The sequence below is a fragment of the Catellatospora methionotrophica genome, assembly GCF_011297335.1.
GTDB lineage: Bacteria > Actinomycetota > Actinomycetes > Mycobacteriales > Micromonosporaceae > Catellatospora > Catellatospora methionotrophica.
Genome location: NZ_JAAOTJ010000001.1, coordinates 1,023,192 through 1,041,364 on the forward strand (window position 1 = coordinate 1,023,192; position 18,173 = coordinate 1,041,364).

Below are 18,173 nucleotides of genomic sequence, written 5' to 3' on the forward strand. Positions count from 1 at the left end.
CCGATCCAGCAACGCACCTGAGCCTCCTGCCAGCACCATGCCCGCCAGCAGCGCCGCCAGCGCAGCATCGACAGCTGGACGTCTTCGCATCGCCGTTCCTACCCCGTGTCACGGTCGGATGGGGTCGTCGGCCCAACTGGATCGACTGTCGGTGGTGGTCGATGTCGTCGATGGTCAACTGCCGTAGTTCCTGGCATGAGGTGCCGCGCAGTAGCGCCAGCAGGCCGACTCGGACGCATCGCCCTGCTTGGCGAGCCGCCTGCAGATCGAACTGTCCGCCCTGGTGCCCGAAGCTTCGTAGCGGAGCCCTAACCTGCACCGATGGTGTACGAACGAATCTATCGGGTCGCTGACGGCGAGCACATCCCTGGCAAATCCCGGCTTGTCTTCGTCAAGAACGGCGGAACCCATTTCCTGACGAACCTGACTGTCTACGCCGACGGCGTCATCGACTGCTGGGGTTTGATGAGTTTTGACGAACTGAGGACTAAGCTCGCCACCGGGTGGATCACCACACAACCGCTGGACAATGGACAGGCTTCGGCTCACGACCTCGCGCGGTGGCGCTTCGCCGAGCCTCGCAGCCATGTCTCCGCCGACATGCTCATCGGAGAGCTGCTCGATGTGGTCGACAAGTTGAACCGGCGGCCGGACTCGTCTGAGCGATGCCGTCAGCTCATCGATCGGTACCTAGCCGATCGGAGCGAGGAGAACCGTCTGGCGATTCGTGCCGCCTACTTCACGATTCCCGAACACCAGCGCCGCAGCATGCTTGGTGACATGGACAGCAAGGACTTCCCGGTCAGGGTGCTCATCAGCGACATCGGCCAGCCGGCCGTGGGCGGAGCGGGCAGTTTCGCCGTGACCGAGAACGACCACCTGAAGGCGATCGAGTACTTCGTTCGACGCGCCGAGCATGCCGCCAGCACACTGCAGCATCGGTCAGCCTCCCTACATGACGACCGCCTGTCGCCGACCGTGAACCTGACCCAGGTGCCTTACGCGCGAGGTTGGCCGGAGCAACCCGGCATTGACGCGCTCACACCCGACTATCCCGCCGAGATCACTGCCTTCGGGTACACCTACCCCTCGATCACCCACGCGATCCTCGCATTGTCGACCTCGGACCCCGAGTGGCACGACCGGATCGCCCAGGCGGAGGGCCCGAAGGCTGCCCGGACCGCGGCGAAAGGCGCATCCCGCCGAACCGACTGGGCCGACCGCCGGCTCGCTGTCATGGCAGTGCTGCTGCGCCAGAAGTTCTCACAGCATCCCGAACTGGCAGAAGTCCTGCTCTCGACGGGCGACGGCCGCATCACCTACTCCGCACTCGATGACAGCTACTTCAGCAGTGGCGGGTACGGCGCGAACTGGTTCGGACGCCTGCTGGAGGTCATCCGCTCAGAACTCGCACTCGGGACGGATCTTCAGCGCGCAGGCATGTCCTCATAACACTCCATCGCATGTGTCTGAGCATGCAGAGTCGACGGTGCTTCGAAGCCCCGGTCAAGCGATTCTTGACGGCGCTCTCACCGGCTCTGTGCGTTCGCGGATCGTCGTGCATGGCGAAGCTCCGGTTCGGCGCCAGTTCAGATCGCCTTGGCGAGTTCGGCGAACGCCGCGGCGACCCGCCGGGCCGGCGGGGTGTCGATTGCGATCTCGTAGTGTCTGCGGCGCAGGTTCTGCAGGAACGCCGGGCTCAGGCCCACCGCGGTCTGGAAGTGCGAGCGCTGACACGGACGCAGCGTAATCCGAGACTCATCAACACTGCGGAGTTCACCGCGATCGGATGGCACAGCCCACAGGAAGTCCTGCAGATGCCACTCGACGATCTTGACCCGCACATGCACCGCTTCCTAGCCAAGATCGCCGAGCTGTATCGAGAACATGCCCGTTAACCGCGCCGAACAGCGTCCGAGCCCGGCGGGCACAGTTGCCCAGAAAGGCGCCTGAACACTCGACAGCGCAATGCCTGCAGTGCCTGCGCCGACAAGTGCCATCCGATCAGGCGACACGCCTTCCACAGAAATAGCCAACGCCCGGCCGCGATCTCGGGTGGGGCAAGTGACCACGCTCCGACTCGGCGCCCGCAGCACCATCCTCGCTCTGGCCCAGGCCACCCTCGTCGCCGACGACCTGCGCACCGCACATCCGAGACTGCGCGTCCAGCTCGTCACGATCCCCACCCACGGCGACCGATGGGCCGACAACTTCGGCGCTGGCACTGGGATCCAAAGGCGCCTACATCCGCGAGATCGGGGAAGGGTTTGATCAACAGCGTTGGCCCGCCTCGCGGCCGAGGCCGGGAGGCGGGCCTGGTTTCGGGTCAGAGAGTGTCTTCAACCTTGAGGTAACCGCGTTGGACCACGAACCGCTGGTTGGTGTGGTTGAGGCACTGCCAGATCCTGGCGTTGTCGCCGTTGTTGCGGGTGCCGCCGATGTCCAGGCACATCTGTGCGGTGGTGCCGATGGTGTCCTTCAGGACGAGGTTGCCGTTGCGGACGACCCACTGCTGGTTGGTGTTACCGGCCGCGCACTTCCAGAGGAACACGTTGGCGCCGTTGTTGCGGGCGCCCGCGTCGAGGCACATCTCGTTGGCGGTGCCGACGGTGTCGGCGATCTTGACCCGCCCGCCTTCGATTTCGAACCGCTGGTTGGTGTGGTTGAGGCACTGCCAGATCCTGACGTTGTCACCGTTGCTACGCCCGCCGACGTCCAGGCACATGCCGGCGCGGCCGGTCACGGGCGCGGGCGTGGCGACGGTCAGCGTACCGTCGGTGATCGTCAGGGTTTTGCCGGCGTTGACGTCGTTGTAGGTGATGGCGGCGGTGCCCGACGGGCTCAGCGTGGTGCCGGCGGGGGCGTTGGGGTTGACGGTGACCTGCGGGGTGAAGCGGAAGAAGCCGCCGGACGGCCAGCTGCTGTAGCCGCCGCTGATGCCGAATGCCTCGCAGGTAAGGGTCGTGGCGTTGTTGCTGAGGGCGCAGCCGCGCAGGCTGAGGTTGTTGGAGATCCAGTCGGTGCCGTCCGGGCTGTACTGGCCGGGCATCGTGGCTTGTGGCGCGAAGGTGGTGTTGCCCGGCGCGGTGAACACGACGGAACTGCCGGACGCGGGGAACAGGCCGGGACCGCCGGTGTTGTGGTACGTGAACCGGACGGGCCCGGTGTCGCCTGGGGCGATGACCGCGGTGCTGGGCACGTCTTGGCCGACGAAGGGGTCTGCGACCGCAGGGGTGGCCCACATCGCCGTGAGAGCGAGTGTGGCGCCGACACCTACGGCGGCCCGGCTCAGGTGGGACTTCAGAGGCATAACGATCTTTCTGGTCGACGGTTTCGGGCACGGGCGCGCGCACACCAGCCCCGAGATCATCTACTAACATCCAGGGGGCGTGAGCTGCGTAAATGGCGAGAATCGTCGTGTCTGGACGTTTCACCCGTTCGAGTGACCGCGAGGCCCCTCGGGCCGCATCTGCGACCCGGGCGGCGTTGCGGTGCATCGGGGAAAGCGACGTCGTGCCGCCCACCCGCCGGTGCCGGCCGCAGGCGCGGGACTGCGGCGCAGCAGCGCGAAGACGCCAGATACGCTCGGCGGCCCCACGAGAGGGGTGCCCTCGCCGTAGAGTCGGCACCAGCCCACGGTCTGAACAGCCGGCGTACGCCGACGGCGTCACGACCAGCCGTCAGGCCGCTTTCCCCGGCGAGGGCCGCTCTGGCGGTCGGCGGGAGGCTGCATCAGCGAAGCGGGACAGTAGCCCGGCGAACTGCCGGGTCTGTTCGGGGGTGAAGTCGGTCAGCAGCCGGGCGAGCCTGGCAAGGCGGTGACCGACGGCACGCTCGTGCAGGGCGGCACCGTCGCTGGTGAGGCCGAGATCGGCTTGACGTCTGTCGTCGCCATCGGGCAGACGCTGAACTGCCCCCGCCGACACTGCGCGGCTGACCAGCCTGCTGGCGGTTGAGTGCGTCACGTCGAGCGCATCCGCGACCGCAGAGATCGTCACCGGTTGCGGGGCTGCGGCGATCGCGTCCACCACCAGCAGTGTCGACAGATCAACATTTTGGCCGCCGTCAGGCATGGTGCCCGGCGGCTCCAGGAAGCGCCGCAGCCTGATCAGCGCTCGGTCGAGGGCCATCAGATCATCTTCCGACATACATGTATGGTACATGCATCACGTTGACAGGCGGTGATCATGGCTGGGCGGGTTCTGGTGTCCGGTGCGAGCGGCACCATCGGCAAGGTGGTCGCCGCGACGCTCGCGGCTGCCGACGTCGAAGCGCTGGCGGCAAGCCGCACGGGAGGGCCGGTCGCCGGATGCGAGGGCGTCGTGCTCGACTTCACTCGGCCGTCGACATGGCCGGCCGCGTTCAAGGGCGTGGAGTCGCTGTTCTTGATGCGGCCACCGGCGGTCGGCAACGTCCGGCGGGACCTGCTGCCGGCCGTCGCGGCCGCAGGTGAGGCCGGCGTGCGTCACGTGGTGTTCCTGTCGTTGCAGGGCGCCGAACGCAACAAGATCGTCCCGCACTCGGCCGTGGAGCGGTGGCTCCGCGCCAGCCGCATGACGTGGACGTTCGTACGGCCGTCATTCTTCTGCCAGAACCTGACCGGCGTACATCTGTCCGACATCCGCGATCGCGACCAGATCGCCGTACCGGCCGGCGACGGCGCCACCGCGTTCGTCGACGCCCTTGACGTCGGCGAGGTCGCCGCCGCTGCGCTACTCGACACGGCGCACCACGCCGGGCGCACCTGGACCGTCACCGGGCCTCGGGCACTGACCTACCAGCAGATCGCCTGGCTGCTGTCAGCCGAATGCGGCCGCACCATCCGCTACACCCGCCCCGGACTGCTGGCCTACACCCGTCACGCCCGCACCCGGCTTGGCATGCCCTGGCCGATGGTCGCTGTCACCAGCGCGATCTACACCACGGCCCGGCTGGGCATGGCCGCCGGCCTCAGCGACGACGTACGCACCGTACTCGGCCGCGACCCGATTGACTTCACGCAGTTCGCACACCGCGAACGCGACCTCTTCAACCCCCGGAGCACCTGATGAAGATCGCCCTGATCGGCGCCACCGGCCGCACTGGCAGACATCTGCTGACCACACTGGTCGAGCGCGGCCACACCGTGACCGCCCTGGCCCGCGACAGCAACCGCGTCCCCGCAGGCGTCCCCGCCCTTACCGTCGTCACCGGCGAGGCCACCGACGCCGACGCCCTACGGCAACTGACCGCCGGCGCCGACGCCGTGGTGTCCGCGCTCGGCCCCACCGGCAAGCAGCCAGACCTTCACACCTGCACCGCCCGGGCGCTCGTGCAGATCATGGCGGAGCAGGGCCCGCAGCGATTCGTCGGCATCAGCGGCGCCGGCGTCAACGCACCCGGCGACCGTAAGTCCGGCCGCGACAAGATGATCAGCTTCCTCATCAACACTCTGGGCGGCGCGGTAGTCGAGGACAAGCCCGCCGAACTCGCCGTGTGGGCTGCGAGCGACCTGGACTGGACGCTGGTCCGCCCACCCCGGCTCACCGACTCCCCCGCCACCGGCAAAGTGGAGCACCATGCGCACGAGTCCACCCGCCAGACGAAGATCGCCCGGGCCGATCTGGCAGCTTTTGTCGCCGACGTCGTGGAACAACGCCTGTACCTCAGGCGCGCGCCGTTCGTGGCCAACGGTTCCTGACACCACGCCTGCACTGCGTCCGGACAACCCGCAAGGCTGTGGACCCTGGCCCGGTACACCGATGGGGTGGGCGGTCCGACGCGTCACCACCACCTGGCTCTAGCCGGTCCCGCAAGAGCTGTCAGAAGGCGAGCCGGCACTTCGCCTTCCGGCCTCGCCCGCCGCGTCTCACCGGTGCGGCCGGGACAGCAGGTCTGGCAGGGAAGACGTGATCCGGGTCGGCCACTTGCGCCCGCGTCACGGGCGTGTTCAGAAGCGGCTGCCCAGCCACAGTCCAAGCCCGGCGAGCAGAAGGCTGGCGACCAGGCTGCCGAGCACGTTCCATGCCTCCACGGCGGCTTTGCCTCTGAGCAGGCCCAGGGTGTGCCATTCTTCGGTGGAGAAGGTGGTGTACGCGCCGAGAAAGCCGACGCCGAGCACGGTCGCGAAGTCCCGCGCGGAGCCGCTGGTGTTCGCGGCGGCAAAGCCGGTCACCACGCCCAGCACGAAGGCGCCCGAGACGTTGATGAGGCAGGTGCCGGCGGGGAAGGCCCGGAACGGCCCGCTCACCCGCCGTCGCCACCTGGCCGTCACGTACGCGTCGAGGGTTGCGCGGCACAGCGCGCCAAGGCCGCCGGCCAGGAAGATGCACACGCCCAGCCACATCAGGCGCCTGCCGAGTGAAGGCGGGTCAGTCGTTCCACCAGAGCCGCTCCGGCGGCCGCGGCGGCCACGCCGACGACGATCGAAACGACGAGGTAGGTGACGGCGAGGCCAACCTGGCGGGCGCCGATGAGCTGGTCGGCTTCGACGATGAAGTGGGACCAGGTCGTGAAGCCGCCGATCAGGCCGGTGGACAGGAAAGGTTTGGCCCACGGTGCCCGCAGCCGCTTGAGCGTCAGCATCGTCATGACCGCGCCGAGCGCGAAGGCCCCCACCACGTTGATCGCGAAGGTGACCCAAGGGAAGTCCGGAGGGGTCGGCGGCGCGAGGGCGAGACCCAGCAGATACCGCAGGGTGGCGCCGAGCCCGCCGCCCAGCAGTACGGCAACAACTGTCATATCCCGACCATTTCACCTGATCAGAAGGCTGTCCGCCGGTACCCCGATTAGGTCGAGGAACCGCCTGCCGGCGTCACGCTCCAGCGTCGCGTCCAGCATGGTCGCTTCGCGTGCGCGACATTGGCGGTTTCACCGCACATGGCGCAACGAGTGGCTCTGAAACGACAGGCAACGCCGAATGCATGCGTGATGCTCATTTGAGGACGTGAAAGTCAGGATGGGCGATCCAGGTGGTCATCGCCGCCGCGTCGAGGTAGACGGCATCGCCGACGCGGATGCAGCGACCCGCGCTCGCCAGATCCTCGAGCAGGTCTGCCGAGGGCGGGGTGTGGAACTCGACGAACACCCAGCCGCTGGTCCGGCGTGCCACTCGCTGGGCAATGCGGGCCAGGGCCGGCCGGCCGGCGAGATCGCTGACGAGGATGTGCAGCACGATGTCACAGCGCATGACCGCACCGGCGGCCCGCGCGATCAGCTCAAGCTCCCCGACGTCGACCTCCAGATCCGGCGCCTGACAGTCGTATCCGTAGGGCAGGCCCTCGGCGGACAGCCAGTAGTCAGGGTCGGGCTCGTACCGGACGAGGCCCTCGGCCGCCATCTCCTCCAGCACGACTGGTTCGACGTGCTCAGCCGTGCACGCACTCAGGACGCTCAACGCCGTTCCACCCACGGCACGCAGTAGACAGCATCTGGTCGGGCTGGCGCCATGCAGCGCTCAGGCAGCTGCCGTAACGGCGGTCGACGAGCTGGTAGCCGATGCTCTGGCGGACGAAGGTCCAGCCGTCTTGCCAGCTGCATCAGAAGGGCTGGAGTGGCAGGTTACCTGGTCACTGCGGACGGGAAGTTCCAGGTCTGGTTAGGGGCGGCACCCCTGGTCGCGAGAACCGCTTCGGGTCGGCCGTCCGCAGCACGGAGGGCCAGGGTGACGACCCGGTCGGGCGAGTCCTGCGGGAAGATCATCCCGTCGGCGGAGCGCCACTTGCAGACGCCGTCGCGACCGGACCCGAACATCATCAGCTCGTTGACCGGTTCGGTGATGTCCCGGTACGGGTGGTTGGCCGGCCGGTCACTGACGCCGGACTGCGACAGCAGCGGGTGTACCAGACCGGCACCCATACCCATGCCCATACCCGAAAGTTGGTCGCCTTTAGCCGCGACCCGTCGCCCCGGCTGCAAGACCCAGTTGGAACGGATGTCGCTGACCTTGTTGTACAGGTAGTTGAGGGGCACGCCCCAGGGATCGGCCCGGCCACTGAGGTACCAGATCTCATGCTCCTCGGCGGCGGGCTTCTGCACACCCAGGACCCGGTCGTTGGTGTGGGCGTACGCGATCTGCCCCTTCTCCCCCGTCAACCGGTCAGCGGCGTCCTGCGACCCGTGGGTCACCCCGCCGTGGAGGCTGACCAGACAATGTCCGGTGTCGGCATTGATGATCCGGAAATTTTGATCGGGGAACCCGTTCGCCACGTGCACTCCTCAAACCCGACGCTGCCAGTCGTTTTGTCTATTTAGAGGCAATCATCATGTATGGGCCGTTGCGGGGCAAGCCGCCATGCCTACCCGAGTGCGCCGCCTCCGCCATGCCTCGATCGCGATGTCGGGAGCCTGCCGAGTCTCGTCGCCCATCCATGGGAGCCGTGCCGACCGGCGGCCGGCGCTGCCGAGGCGGATCTTCGGCCGTCCGGTCCGCGCCCCACCAACCTGAGCGCATGCCGCGGTAGCGAGCAGACGGTTCGGGTCGAGCAGCCGGCACTGCCCGACGTTTGGCCGCGGACTCCCCCGCCCGCGTGGGGCCGACGGGTGCGGTCCTCGTCGTCGGCCAGCTCCTGCTCGCGCCGTGACCACGGCCGACGAGGTGGAGGTGACTCAAGAAACGGACACCGGACACCGGGCACCGAAAAACGCGGGTTGCGGGCGGTGGTGCGAGCTTGCTGAGCATGACACCAAACCCCCGACTCTTACTGAGGGTGATGATCGTTTCACAGAGCGAAACGGACCGTCCATGTCAGGAGATGTCGGATGCTGGAACTGTCAGGTGGGTCGTCCTCGTGTGTGGTGGCGGTCCAGCAAAGGGGTGACGACCCGGTCGAGTGCCGGCAGCGGGTCGAAGCGGGAGTCCGGACCTACCTGGCGGTATCACCGAGCATGCCCGGCGCACGATTGATCGTGGTCGGTGGCGCGTCCGGAGACATCAGCCCCGAAACCATCACGTCCTGGTGCGAGCACGGCGGCGTCGTCCCCACCGTTCTCAACACCTCCCAGAACACCAGACACAAGGCGGAGTCCATCGCCGGCTACGTCCGCGACACGGGGGCCGGCTCGGTCATCCAGGTGACCTCGCTCTACCACTCCCTGCGCGCCTACCTGACCACCCGGACAACACTGGATGCCATCGAGCCGGACATCACGCTGATGAACGTCGCCAGCGACACCACAGACCTCGACGTGATCGCCCACTGCGTCACCGACGAGATCATGCTCGCCACCGCCGCCGAGCCACGATTGCGCTTCACCATCGACACCGGCGCCCTCGCCGCGGCCACCGACGACCCGGCATACCGCACCTACCTGACCCGCCGCGACGGCGAAGCCCGCCGCATCGGCGCATACGCCGAGACCGGCAAGGGACACCTGCGTACCGACCTCAGCGTCAAGGACATCCTCGCCACCTACCTACCGCCCACCTACCCCTGACGCAGCCCGCAGAACCTGCGGCGCGGAGACTACGACGGCACGCATGTCGTAAAGGACGGCAACAACAACACCGTTGTCGAACCCGACGGCGTGCGCTGCCGACCTCGGTCGACGCCTCCCTCACCGATGATCATCGACTCTGCCGCCGGCCGGCGCAGCGGGCCGCACGACTGCTGCGCCGCCCGTTGCCGGCGGGGCTGCGCTGATGAATCCAGGTGCCGGACGAGGCACGACGTCGGAAAACCGACGGGAGGTATCCGAGGGCACCGCCGTGCCATCTGTCCTCACGTACGCCGTCACCGGGCGGCGTCACCGACGAGGAGGACACCGTGACCAGCTCCCAAGCCCAGCCCCCGAACACGTTCCAGGAGGTCTTCGCCGCCTGGGACGCCGCCCAGCCCGCGCACAGCCTGCTGCACTACTACGACTCGCTGGACCAGAAGTACAGCTTCGACGGCTCGTTCTGCTACACCTACGAGGTGGTGCTCGACGGATGGCGCTACATCGTGCAGGCGCACGTGCACGTCGAGAGCGGCAAGCCCCATTCCAGCGGCAAGGTCTTCATCCCGGGCTTCAAGGGCATGCAGGCCCCGACCCCGGCGTGGGTGGTCGCCCTCGCGCCGGTGTACAGCAAGCAGGCATACCCCACCGACTGGGACAGCAATGCGGCCTACCGCCAGCAACTCTACGACCAGGGCTACCGCTACCCGACCAAGCTCTGACCCATGTCCGCGCGCAGCGGCGCCGGTGGCCACCGTGCCACCGGCGCCGGGCCGCCGACCGGTAGGCCCTGACGCTCCTGTCCCTGTCACGCCGTTCGGAAACGTGCTGCGGCTGGGGTAGATCCCGGCACCGCGAGCGGATCGACCCCTGGTCAGGGGTGGGGGCCGGTCGAGGAGCTGCGCGGACCGCCGGCCGCATCCGTCAGGCGGTCCGCCCGACGTGCAGGGCCAGCGGGCCGATCTCCGTGCCGACGGCGAGGTGACCGGACGGCCCGGCGGCTGTGCTGAGCACCGGCGTGCCGAGCCAGACCGCGTCCGGGTAGGTCGCACCGTCGCGTACCGGCCAGAAACGCAGTTGCCCGTCGTGACCGCCCGACACCGTGACCGTCTCGTCGCCCAGGCGCAGACCGCACAGGGCGGTCACCCGCCCGGTGTGGGCCTGGCGCAGGTCCGCGCTGACCGCCCCGACCTTGGCGTCGAGCCGGTGCAGGGCGACGACGCCGTCGGACCCGCCCCAGGCCAGCAGCCCGTCGTGCAGCGACAACGCGGTGACCGGCGCGGTGTGCGTACGTTCGACGGCGGCCAGTTCCCGGCCGTTGCCCGCGTTCCAGAGCCGGATCCGCTCCCGGTGTGCCGGGTCCCAGGTGGCAAGGACGTCCCGGTCACCGATGCGGCCGAGGGCGATGACGACGGGGTGATGGTCGCGCTGGAACCACTTCATGCGGCGGGAACGCCCTGTGACCAGGTCGAAGAACCACACGCCGCCGTCACGGGAGCCGACCGCGACCACGGCCCGACTGTCGAGCGTGCCCGCGGCGACGGCCGCCGCCACCGCGAACTCGCGCTTGCCGAGCACGCCGTGTTCGGCGACCGCCTCGGTGCCGGTGATCCAGGTGCGGCAGGTGGTGTCCCGCGATACCGCGCCCAGCCGCAGGCCCGACGGCTCGCGGCCGACCACCAGCTGCAGCACCGCCGGGGCGGCCAGGACCTTGGCGGGTCCGGTCTCGGCGCCGTCGTGCAGGCGGCGGATCTCCACCCGGGGGTATCGGTCGGCTTGGCTGGACGTGGTGACGGTGCTGGTCACGGACCCGCCGACTTCGTGCTGGAACGAGTAGCCGCCGCTGCCGCCGTGGGCGATGACGGCGACCGGCCCGCCGACCTGCTCGACGGTGGCGACGGCGGTAGCGGACTGCGGGACGGTGGCGTACTCGCGCCCAGGGGCCGGGTATCCGTCCTGGTAGGACCAGACCCGGACGGTGCCGCTGGTGCCGCCGAGCACCAGCAGATCGGGGCCGGTGGCCGAGTACAGGCAGGCGAGCGTCGAAACGCCTTCGACGCCCTCGACGGTCAGCACGTCGTCGGACTCGGCCAGCGGGGTGACGGTGACCTCGGGTCCGGCGGCCCGGATCAGCTGGAGGCCGTGCTGGTGCGCGGCGAGCCGTACGGCCGAGAACGCGGGCCGGGCGTGGAAGGTGGTCACCTGGTGGCTGATCGAGGTGACGGTGTCGCCGTCGCCGTCGACGCCCTGGGAGATGTCCCAGATCTGCGCGACGCCGTCGGCCGCGACCGCTGTCACCTGGATCGCGGCGTCGGAGGACCAGACGTCGACGGCGCTGACGGCGTGGTCCCGGTCGGTCCGGTGCGTGATCGTGACGTCGCGCTCGGCGGGGTCCCAGAGCAGCAGCGCGCCGTCGCGGCCGACGGACAGCACGAGCAGGTCGTCGCCGAACCAGACGGTACGCAGCGCGGCGACGCCGCCGACGTGGGCGCGGCGGCTGGTGATGCCGACGTTGCCGTCGTCGTCGAAGGAGTGCCAGAACCGCACCGCGCCGTCGGCGCCGCCGGAGACGATCACCAGGCCGTCGGCGTCCCGGTACGAGCACAGGGCGGTTATCGGCCCGTGGTGGGCGTCGAGGGAGAACTCGGGTTCGAGCGTGGCGGCGTCCCATACCTGGATTACGCCGTCCGCGCCGCCGGAGGCGAGCCGGGGCTCGTCGGCGAGGGGTGTCAGCGCGGTCGCGCCGCCGACGTGCGCGTCGACGGAGGCGACGAAAGTCAGCGTGGCGGTGCCGCGCAGCACTCCGCCGATGGGGGCCGGGTCGATGGCGTGCACGATCACGCTGCCGTCGTCGGCGCAGGAGGCGAGCAGGCGCCGCCCCTCGACCTCGTACTCGGCCAGTGCCCGCACCGCACCCCGGTGAATGACCGCCGCGGTGTCGCCGCCGGTGAACCACAGCGGCCGCCAGCGGCTGCCCCGGGCCTGGGCCAGCAGGCCGTCGGCCAGGTCCCGCCGTCCCCGGTACATCAGGTGCAGGGCGAGGGCAGCGGCGCGTTCGGCCGGGTCCTCGGTGGTCGTCTCACCGGCGAACGAGGCCAGCACGTGGCTGAGTTCCCTGCCGAGGACGTGGCCGGATCGGGTGTGGGCGCGCAGCACGTCGGCGGTGTCCGCGACGGGCAGGAAGCCGGGGTGCTGCGCCAGCTCCGCCATCCGCCCGGCGCGCTCGGCGTGGTACGCCAGGTGCCGGTACAGGTAGCGGGACGCGGCGGGCCAGTCGCGGGTGCCGTCGGGGCGCAACGGCACGGTGGACAGCAGCGCGTCGAAGAACGCGCTCGCCCCTGACTCGGGGTCGGGAAACAGCCCGGCGGCGAACGCGGCGTGGAACAGCCGGTGGTGCTCGCCCTCGGCGCCGACGGCCGAGCGGGCCAGCAGCGCCGCAGCACGGTCGCGCAGCCAGCGCACGTCGTCGGTGCCGTAGTCGCGCCCGGCCAGGTGCGAGGCGAGCGCCGCCCACAGCTCGCCGGTGGGCAGGCCCGTGTCCTGCGCGTACGCCAGCGGGCGCAGCAGGTCCCGGGCGCGCCGGGCGTCCTGCGGGGCGAACGAGCGCAGCAGGTACGTGTTGATCGCCTGCGGCACGGTCGACGGGAAGTCACCGGTCCAGCCCGCGGGGCCGTCCCCGGCGCACAGCGCGTCGACGGTCAGCTGCGCGACGAGGAACAGCGGGTGGGCGGCGTCGGCGATGGTCGCCGACAGGGCCGCGATGTCCGCCCCCGTGGCCGCCGGGTGCGCGTTGAGCCTGGTCGAGGTGTACGCGAGCAGGTCGTCCCGGTCGAGGTAGGCGTCGTCGTCGAGCTGCACGACCTCGTACCCGCCGCCGAGTTCGGGCACCAGGTGCGGGCGCGCGCCGACGAGCACCCGCAGCACCCCGGGGCGGCCGTACGCCGCCAGCGGCAGCAGCAGGCCCTGCACGATCGACGCGCCGCCGTCGACGGCCTCGTCGAGGGCGTCGATGAGCAGCGTGAACGGCTCCGGCCGCGCGCACAGCGCCGCCACCAGCCGCTCGGGACGCTCGTCGGGGCAGCCGGCGGCCTCGGCGATCGTGGCGCACACCTGTGCCAGGTCCAGGTCACGGGCGTGGATCGCCACGTCCACCGCGCCGGGCTCGGGCACGGTGTCGGCGGGCGCGCCCTGCCACGCCTGCGGATGCTGGTCCCGGTACGCCGCCGACGACAGCGTCGCCACCCGGGCGAGCACGGCCGACTTGCCGCTGCCGGGCGGTCCGGTGACGACGCAGCCGATGGGCTGCTCCGGGCCCTGCGTGCCGAACCAGTTCCGCAGGTCGGCGAGCACGGCCCGGCGTCCGGTGAAGTACCAGGTGTCGTCGCCGGGGCGCAGCCGGGTGCCGCGTACGGCCGGCTCCCAGTGGGCCTGCCAGGCCGTCGGGTCGAACCGGGCCGACTCGGCCAGCAGTTCGCCCATGACGGGCAGCGACGCGATCCGGCTCAGCGGCAGCATGCAGCCGACCCGGCGGCCCTGCCTGCCGTCGACGGTGACCACGATCCCGATGACCGCCCCGGCAGTGTCGCTCCACACCGGACCGCCGCTGAACCCCGGGGCGATCTGGTATCCGTTGACGCCGTGGGTCACCAGCTGGTGCCAGCCGAACTCGGGGCCCATCGCGCCCTGGACCGCGCCGAGCGCCAGCACCGGCTCGTCACGGCCGTCGGGGAATCCGTAGCAGCGAAAGTCGCTGTCGACCCGGACCCGGGTACGCAGCGGCGGCGTGTCCAACGGTCCGAGCACCGGCGTGGCCAGCCGCAGCACGGTCACGTCCTCGGGCCGGGACTCGTCGGCCGCGATCCAGGTCTGGCCGATCACCGTCGCGGCGAGCACGCCCAGTTCCGGCAGCGCGGGCAGCTCGACGAGGACGGTCTCGTCGGGTGCGGGCTGCGACATCTGCGCCCGGCCCAGGCTGGAGTTCACGACGTGGGCGCAGGTGAGCACGTACCGGCCCTGGAGCAGCACGCCCGCGCCGACGACGCGGCCGTTGCGCCCACGCAGTCGCACCAGGTGCCGGTAGGCGCGCGGGTCGTCGACCCCGCCGGCGGCGGTCACTGCGCGCCGCCCGCCGGCGCGGCAGGGTTGCGCGACCAGTGCAGTTTCACCGACAGGTGCCCCTCGACGCTGGTCTTGGCGATGACCGCGCCAGCCTCGGCGTTGAGCCGGATGCCGAACTCGATCTCGATCTCGTCGGGGTGCAGGGCGCCCTCCCGGAACACCCGCAGCGCCGAGCTCGCCGCGTGTGACACGCTGCGCAGCGCGCCCTCGAAGGTCTCGGTGGCGGTGGCGACGCCGTCGGTGACCCGGGACGCGCGCTGGAAACCGGGTTCCTCGTCGTCGATCTGGACGACGATCTCGCCGCCGTCCTCGGTGGCGAACCGCAACAGCTCGTTCATGGCCCCATCCACGGTCGTCGCATCATCGACGCGCCGACGTTACCGCAGCGGCCCGTATCCGTTCGGCCACAACCGATCCGGCTAAAGGGTCTTCGGCGGCGATCGTCGCTGGTCGCCGTGCTCCGATCGGAACGTCGACCGGCTGTGCGCCATGAAGGTGCCCGGCCGTGCCGGCTGGCACGGCTCAATCACCGCAGCGAGTGGGGCAGGTCGCGGCAGTTGGCTTGCGGGGGTCTCGACTCGGATCAGCCGAAGGATGTCGTCGATCACAGCCGATTCCTACCAAATGGCTCCGACGACGCTTGCAGGACCGGATCGTATTCCTGAAACGGGTCAACGTATCCCAACCGCAGCCCGTGCTCGCGGACCGCGGCGTCGCCGCTCCAGCCACGCGACAGCAGTCCACCGAGCAGGCATGTCTCTGAGCAGTAAGCCGCGTCGCTGAACAGCGCTACAGCAAGATGCTAGTGGTTCAGATACCAGCGGATCCATTGCACTGCAATCAGAATTATCACGAATGCGCCAAGAGAGAAGAACATCGTAGCCACGACCGCAGCGAGCTTCGGCCGTTCGGCGATAAATCGCCAGCTCGAATATTTTGGCCCGACGAGCCGGTCTCGCGCTTTGGTGGCACCACGGGCGATGCGACGTGAAGCCAGATACAGGCCGACTGCGGACGCCATCCAGAACAGGCCGGCAGCCAGTTCGAATACACCCCAGGACGGCTTTGATATGTGCGAATCAACGAGGACGTACATCTCAGCCCTACCTTCCACCACGCCACTACACCCGGCAACCACTATCCCGCTGCGCGCTTCTGGACAACACCACATCACGTCCTGGACTTGCCGGTGCGAAGCATGCAAGCATGATCGACAGCCATACGATAGAGCCGGGGAGGTTCCTCTACCCACCCGCGGAGATGGAGACGAAAGGGTCGGGGTGGCGGCAAGTGCACTGGGTGAGGCCAGCGATGCACCGCGTGATGTCATTCGAGCGGCGGGCGACTGGCTCGCCACGCAGTTGGCAGCGGAGGGATTCGCTTGGCTGCCCAGCAAGCGGCTTCTCCGTCGCGAGGTCGACGGGCTGATCCAGGAGATCACGCTGCAGCCCGATCGGTACAACCGCCGTGGAAGCTGGATCTCGGCGCAAGGCGCGATCGGCGTCCGTGAGCCAGCGCTCGGTCGCTGGCGTACGGCCAACGCCAGCCGGGTCAGTTCAGGCGGCGACTACATCTGTGGGACAGCTCTCGGCTACGCCAGTGGCAGAGCCAACGGATTCCGATACGGCGACTACACCGACGGGGAGCTGAACCTCACCGACCCGTCGCAACGGCTGCCCAAGCTCCATACATGGCTCGCCAAGGTTCGCACCGGAGTGATCCCGTACCTCGATGAAGCATCCCACCCCGAGGCCATCGTCTTCTCCCGAGCGGTCGAGATCTGTGGCAACCCAGCCGGCATCGTCGAGTGGCTGATCTTCAGACAACGGCCCCAGCTCATACCACCGCTGGTCGAATACTTCATGGACAATAATCCGGGCTGGGCCGACGGGGTGGAACACGGACGCGCGCTCGGCGCAAGCGGCGGGTCCATACCTCTGGGCTGCTCGGACATGGCACTTCGACTCGGCTGGGTGTGTCAGCTCCATCAGCCATGAAAGTCTCCGGTCAGGTCCTCAGGCATCAGGCGAACCCTTTCCGTATGCGATGGTGGAAAACGCGAACTGTCCCAGGCCCGCAGCAAATAGTCGACGGGCCGATAAGACAGCTCAGATCGTCCTCACCGAGCCGGTCCGCAGCCCGATGTCGGCCATGAACGTGGACAGGCGGCTGTGCAGCTGCTGGTCCAGGGTGGTGCGCCGGTAGCTGACATTGCGGTCGGCCGCCAGTCGACGAGCTGGTCGGTATCGCTTTCGATCGTCGCGGCGAACATCTCCTGGTCGACGATCGTGATCCGCAGATCCGTGCCGCGTTCGATGCACTCCTGCATGATCACCGGGGCCTGCCGCAGCGCGTCCCGCTTGCCGTCGACTCCGTCGATGACCCGGGTCTCCCCGAGCTGGTACGCCGGCGGGGTCAGCGGCTTGTAGATCGTACGCAGCCCCGCCCTGGCGTTGGCGTCGATGAACTCGCCGGCCCGGTCGGGATCGTTGGTGACCAGCGTGCGCGGGACGGTGAGCCCAGCCTTGCGAGCGGTGGCGAGCTGCACGACCTTGAACGCGGCCCGGTCCTCGGCGGCCGGGTCGTTGACGATCTGCAGAGCCACCGCGCGCAGGTAGCCGTAGAACGCGGCATCCCACTCCGCCCCGATGAAGCGCCGGAACTCCCGGTGGCGGACGTGGTCGCCGGCGACCGCCTTGCGGGGACGCCGCCACCACACGGAGGTCGTCGTCTCGGCCACCGGCCCGGCGTTCGGGACGGACAGCCCGTCTGCGGTGTCCAGGCTGTAGGCCGTCAGCGTGTTGCTGTCGCGCGGGTCCGCGATGACACACGGGTATCCGAGCAGATCCACTTCGCGATGTACGGCGAGGGCGTGCAGGTCGTCGGCATCGGCGACGATCGTGACCGACTTCGGCTCGAACGGGCGGCCGATCGAAGCCATTAGTCGTCCGTCATGCGGATCGGGTCGGAGTCGGAGTTGCCGTTGCCGTCACCGGTGGCGCTCGAGGCGAAGGAGACGGTCTCCGAGTTGCTGCCGGCGCCGACCGGGACGGACAGCGCCATCTGGCGCAGTTTCTCGATGACGTCCTTGTACCGCTCGAGGGTCTTGTCGGTGTAGATCCCGTAGTCGATGTGCTCCCCCGAAGTCTCCAGGACCGGCAAAGGGGTGTTGTCGCGGATCTCGGGCAGCAGTAGAAGACGGTGACGCGCTTCGGCGACGGCAGTGGTGCTCACGACCATGCGGGCCGACCCGGTCGGGCCGAACTTCGAGTCGTCGATGGCGAGTACGGCCTCTGTGGGCAGCCGCAGTACGACGCCACCGCTGAGGACGTGGATCTCCTGCGCGTTGCCGGCCTGCAGCGTGCCGACCAGCTCGATGGTTTCCAGGCGGAGACCGCCGTCCGGCACTTCCGGCCCCACGAATTTCTCCGGCACCTTCTTGTGGGCCAGGTATTCCAGGACCTGGGCCGTGTTGTCAGCCATGGTGACTCCTTGGTCGAACTCGGCGTGCCAGCGGGCAGAACGAGGGCCGCGTGCCGGGCTCGGCGCGGTCCCCGGTCGTGGCTGACGGACCAGCAACACCCTCCGTTCGGGGCTGTCCCGCGGTCAATGGGTCTGCTGTCCCGGGACTGCCGACGACG

Annotated in this window: 19 protein-coding genes; 7 read left to right on the top strand and 12 right to left on the bottom strand. The window is 69.1% G+C overall.

The features are described from left to right. Positions 1-321: 321 nt before the first annotated feature. Positions 322-1,452 carry an NADAR family protein gene (locus tag HAV40_RS04445; protein ID WP_166379197.1) on the top strand — a complete coding sequence of 377 codons (1,131 nt, stop codon included), beginning with the start codon at positions 322-324 and terminating at the stop codon, positions 1,450-1,452. A gap of 137 nt (positions 1,453-1,589) precedes the next feature. Here HAV40_RS04445 and HAV40_RS39145 read toward each other — a convergent pair whose 3' ends face one another. Beyond that, complete coding sequence (locus HAV40_RS39145) at positions 1,590-1,844, bottom strand: hypothetical protein (RefSeq protein ID WP_166379199.1); 255 nt, start codon at positions 1,842-1,844, stop codon at positions 1,590-1,592. A 124-nt stretch (positions 1,845-1,968) separates the two neighbouring features. On the opposite strand from HAV40_RS39145, the gene HAV40_RS04455 reads away from it, so the two are divergent. Next, entirely contained in the window at positions 1,969-2,271 is a 303-nt protein-coding gene (locus HAV40_RS04455) for a hypothetical protein (protein ID WP_239086721.1), read from the top strand. 55 nt (positions 2,272-2,326) lie between these two features. Here the strand turns inward: HAV40_RS04455 and HAV40_RS04460 are convergent, their stop codons facing one another. Together HAV40_RS04460 and HAV40_RS04465 are read right to left on the bottom strand one after the other, a co-directional pair. After that, positions 2,327-3,244, bottom strand: a complete 918-nt coding sequence (locus HAV40_RS04460) for an RICIN domain-containing protein (RefSeq protein WP_166379203.1) — start codon at positions 3,242-3,244, stop codon at positions 2,327-2,329. Positions 3,245-3,680: 436 nt separating this feature from the next. Further along, complete coding sequence (locus tag HAV40_RS04465; protein WP_166379205.1) at positions 3,681-4,148, bottom strand: MarR family winged helix-turn-helix transcriptional regulator; 468 nt, start codon at positions 4,146-4,148, stop codon at positions 3,681-3,683. Positions 4,149-4,187: 39 nt separating this feature from the next. Here HAV40_RS04465 and HAV40_RS04470 point away from each other — a divergent pair, with 39 nt between their 5' ends. Beyond that, the gene (locus HAV40_RS04470; protein WP_166379207.1) at positions 4,188-5,048 is read left to right on the top strand and encodes an NmrA family NAD(P)-binding protein; all 861 of its coding nucleotides are present in this window, start codon (positions 4,188-4,190) and stop codon (positions 5,046-5,048) included. After that, on the top strand, positions 5,048-5,680 hold the full coding sequence (locus tag HAV40_RS04475; protein WP_166379209.1) for an NAD(P)-dependent oxidoreductase: 633 nt from the start codon (positions 5,048-5,050) through the stop codon (positions 5,678-5,680). Before HAV40_RS04470 ends, HAV40_RS04475 begins: the two co-directional genes overlap by 1 nt. A gap of 249 nt (positions 5,681-5,929) precedes the next feature. Here HAV40_RS04475 and HAV40_RS04480 read toward each other — a convergent pair whose 3' ends face one another. From HAV40_RS04480 to HAV40_RS04495, 4 genes are all read right to left on the bottom strand, one after another. Further along, positions 5,930-6,325, bottom strand: a complete 396-nt coding sequence (locus tag HAV40_RS04480; protein WP_166379211.1) for a fluoride efflux transporter FluC — start codon at positions 6,323-6,325, stop codon at positions 5,930-5,932. Further along, positions 6,325-6,720, bottom strand: coding sequence for a fluoride efflux transporter CrcB (crcB, locus tag HAV40_RS04485; protein ID WP_166379213.1), 396 nt, complete (start codon positions 6,718-6,720; stop codon positions 6,325-6,327). Before crcB ends, HAV40_RS04480 begins: the two co-directional genes overlap by 1 nt. Positions 6,721-6,913: 193 nt before the next feature. After that, a complete protein-coding gene (locus tag HAV40_RS04490) occupies positions 6,914-7,330 on the bottom strand; it encodes a hypothetical protein (protein ID WP_166379215.1) in 417 nt (138 codons plus the stop codon). Positions 7,331-7,539: 209 nt separating this feature from the next. Then, positions 7,540-8,187 (bottom strand): hypothetical protein, encoded by a 648-nt coding sequence (locus HAV40_RS04495; protein WP_166379217.1) that lies wholly within the window; start codon positions 8,185-8,187, stop codon positions 7,540-7,542. A gap of 552 nt (positions 8,188-8,739) precedes the next feature. On the opposite strand from HAV40_RS04495, the gene HAV40_RS04500 reads away from it, so the two are divergent. Continuing rightward, positions 8,740-9,414 carry an ElyC/SanA/YdcF family protein gene (locus HAV40_RS04500; protein ID WP_166379218.1) on the top strand — a complete coding sequence of 225 codons (675 nt, stop codon included), beginning with the start codon at positions 8,740-8,742 and terminating at the stop codon, positions 9,412-9,414. A 329-nt stretch (positions 9,415-9,743) separates the two neighbouring features. Beyond that, positions 9,744-10,136, top strand: a complete 393-nt coding sequence (locus tag HAV40_RS04505) for a hypothetical protein (protein ID WP_166379220.1) — start codon at positions 9,744-9,746, stop codon at positions 10,134-10,136. Between the two features lie 202 nt (positions 10,137-10,338). On the opposite strand, the gene HAV40_RS04510 is transcribed toward HAV40_RS04505, so the two are convergent. The 3 genes from HAV40_RS04510 to HAV40_RS04520 form a co-directional block, all read right to left on the bottom strand. Then, positions 10,339-14,529 (bottom strand): trypsin-like peptidase domain-containing protein, encoded by a 4,191-nt coding sequence (locus tag HAV40_RS04510; protein WP_166379222.1) that lies wholly within the window; start codon positions 14,527-14,529, stop codon positions 10,339-10,341. Next, on the bottom strand, positions 14,526-14,870 hold the full coding sequence (locus HAV40_RS04515) for a CU044_2847 family protein (protein WP_166379224.1): 345 nt from the start codon (positions 14,868-14,870) through the stop codon (positions 14,526-14,528). Before HAV40_RS04515 ends, HAV40_RS04510 begins: the two co-directional genes overlap by 4 nt. A gap of 464 nt (positions 14,871-15,334) precedes the next feature. After that, the gene (locus HAV40_RS04520; protein WP_166379226.1) at positions 15,335-15,628 is read right to left on the bottom strand and encodes a hypothetical protein; all 294 of its coding nucleotides are present in this window, start codon (positions 15,626-15,628) and stop codon (positions 15,335-15,337) included. 184 nt (positions 15,629-15,812) lie between these two features. Here HAV40_RS04520 and HAV40_RS04525 point away from each other — a divergent pair, with 184 nt between their 5' ends. Then, positions 15,813-16,529: a hypothetical protein gene (locus HAV40_RS04525; RefSeq protein ID WP_166379228.1), complete on the top strand. Its 717-nt coding sequence runs from the start codon at positions 15,813-15,815 to the stop codon at positions 16,527-16,529. Between the two features lie 122 nt (positions 16,530-16,651). On the opposite strand, the gene HAV40_RS04530 is transcribed toward HAV40_RS04525, so the two are convergent. Continuing rightward, a complete protein-coding gene (locus HAV40_RS04530; protein WP_166379230.1) occupies positions 16,652-17,473 on the bottom strand; it encodes an MvdC/MvdD family ATP grasp protein in 822 nt (273 codons plus the stop codon). After that, entirely contained in the window at positions 17,473-18,015 is a 543-nt protein-coding gene (locus tag HAV40_RS04535; RefSeq protein ID WP_166379232.1) for a hypothetical protein, read from the bottom strand. The genes HAV40_RS04530 and HAV40_RS04535 overlap by 1 nt, the downstream gene beginning before the upstream one ends. Between the last annotated feature and the right edge of the window lie 158 nt (positions 18,016-18,173).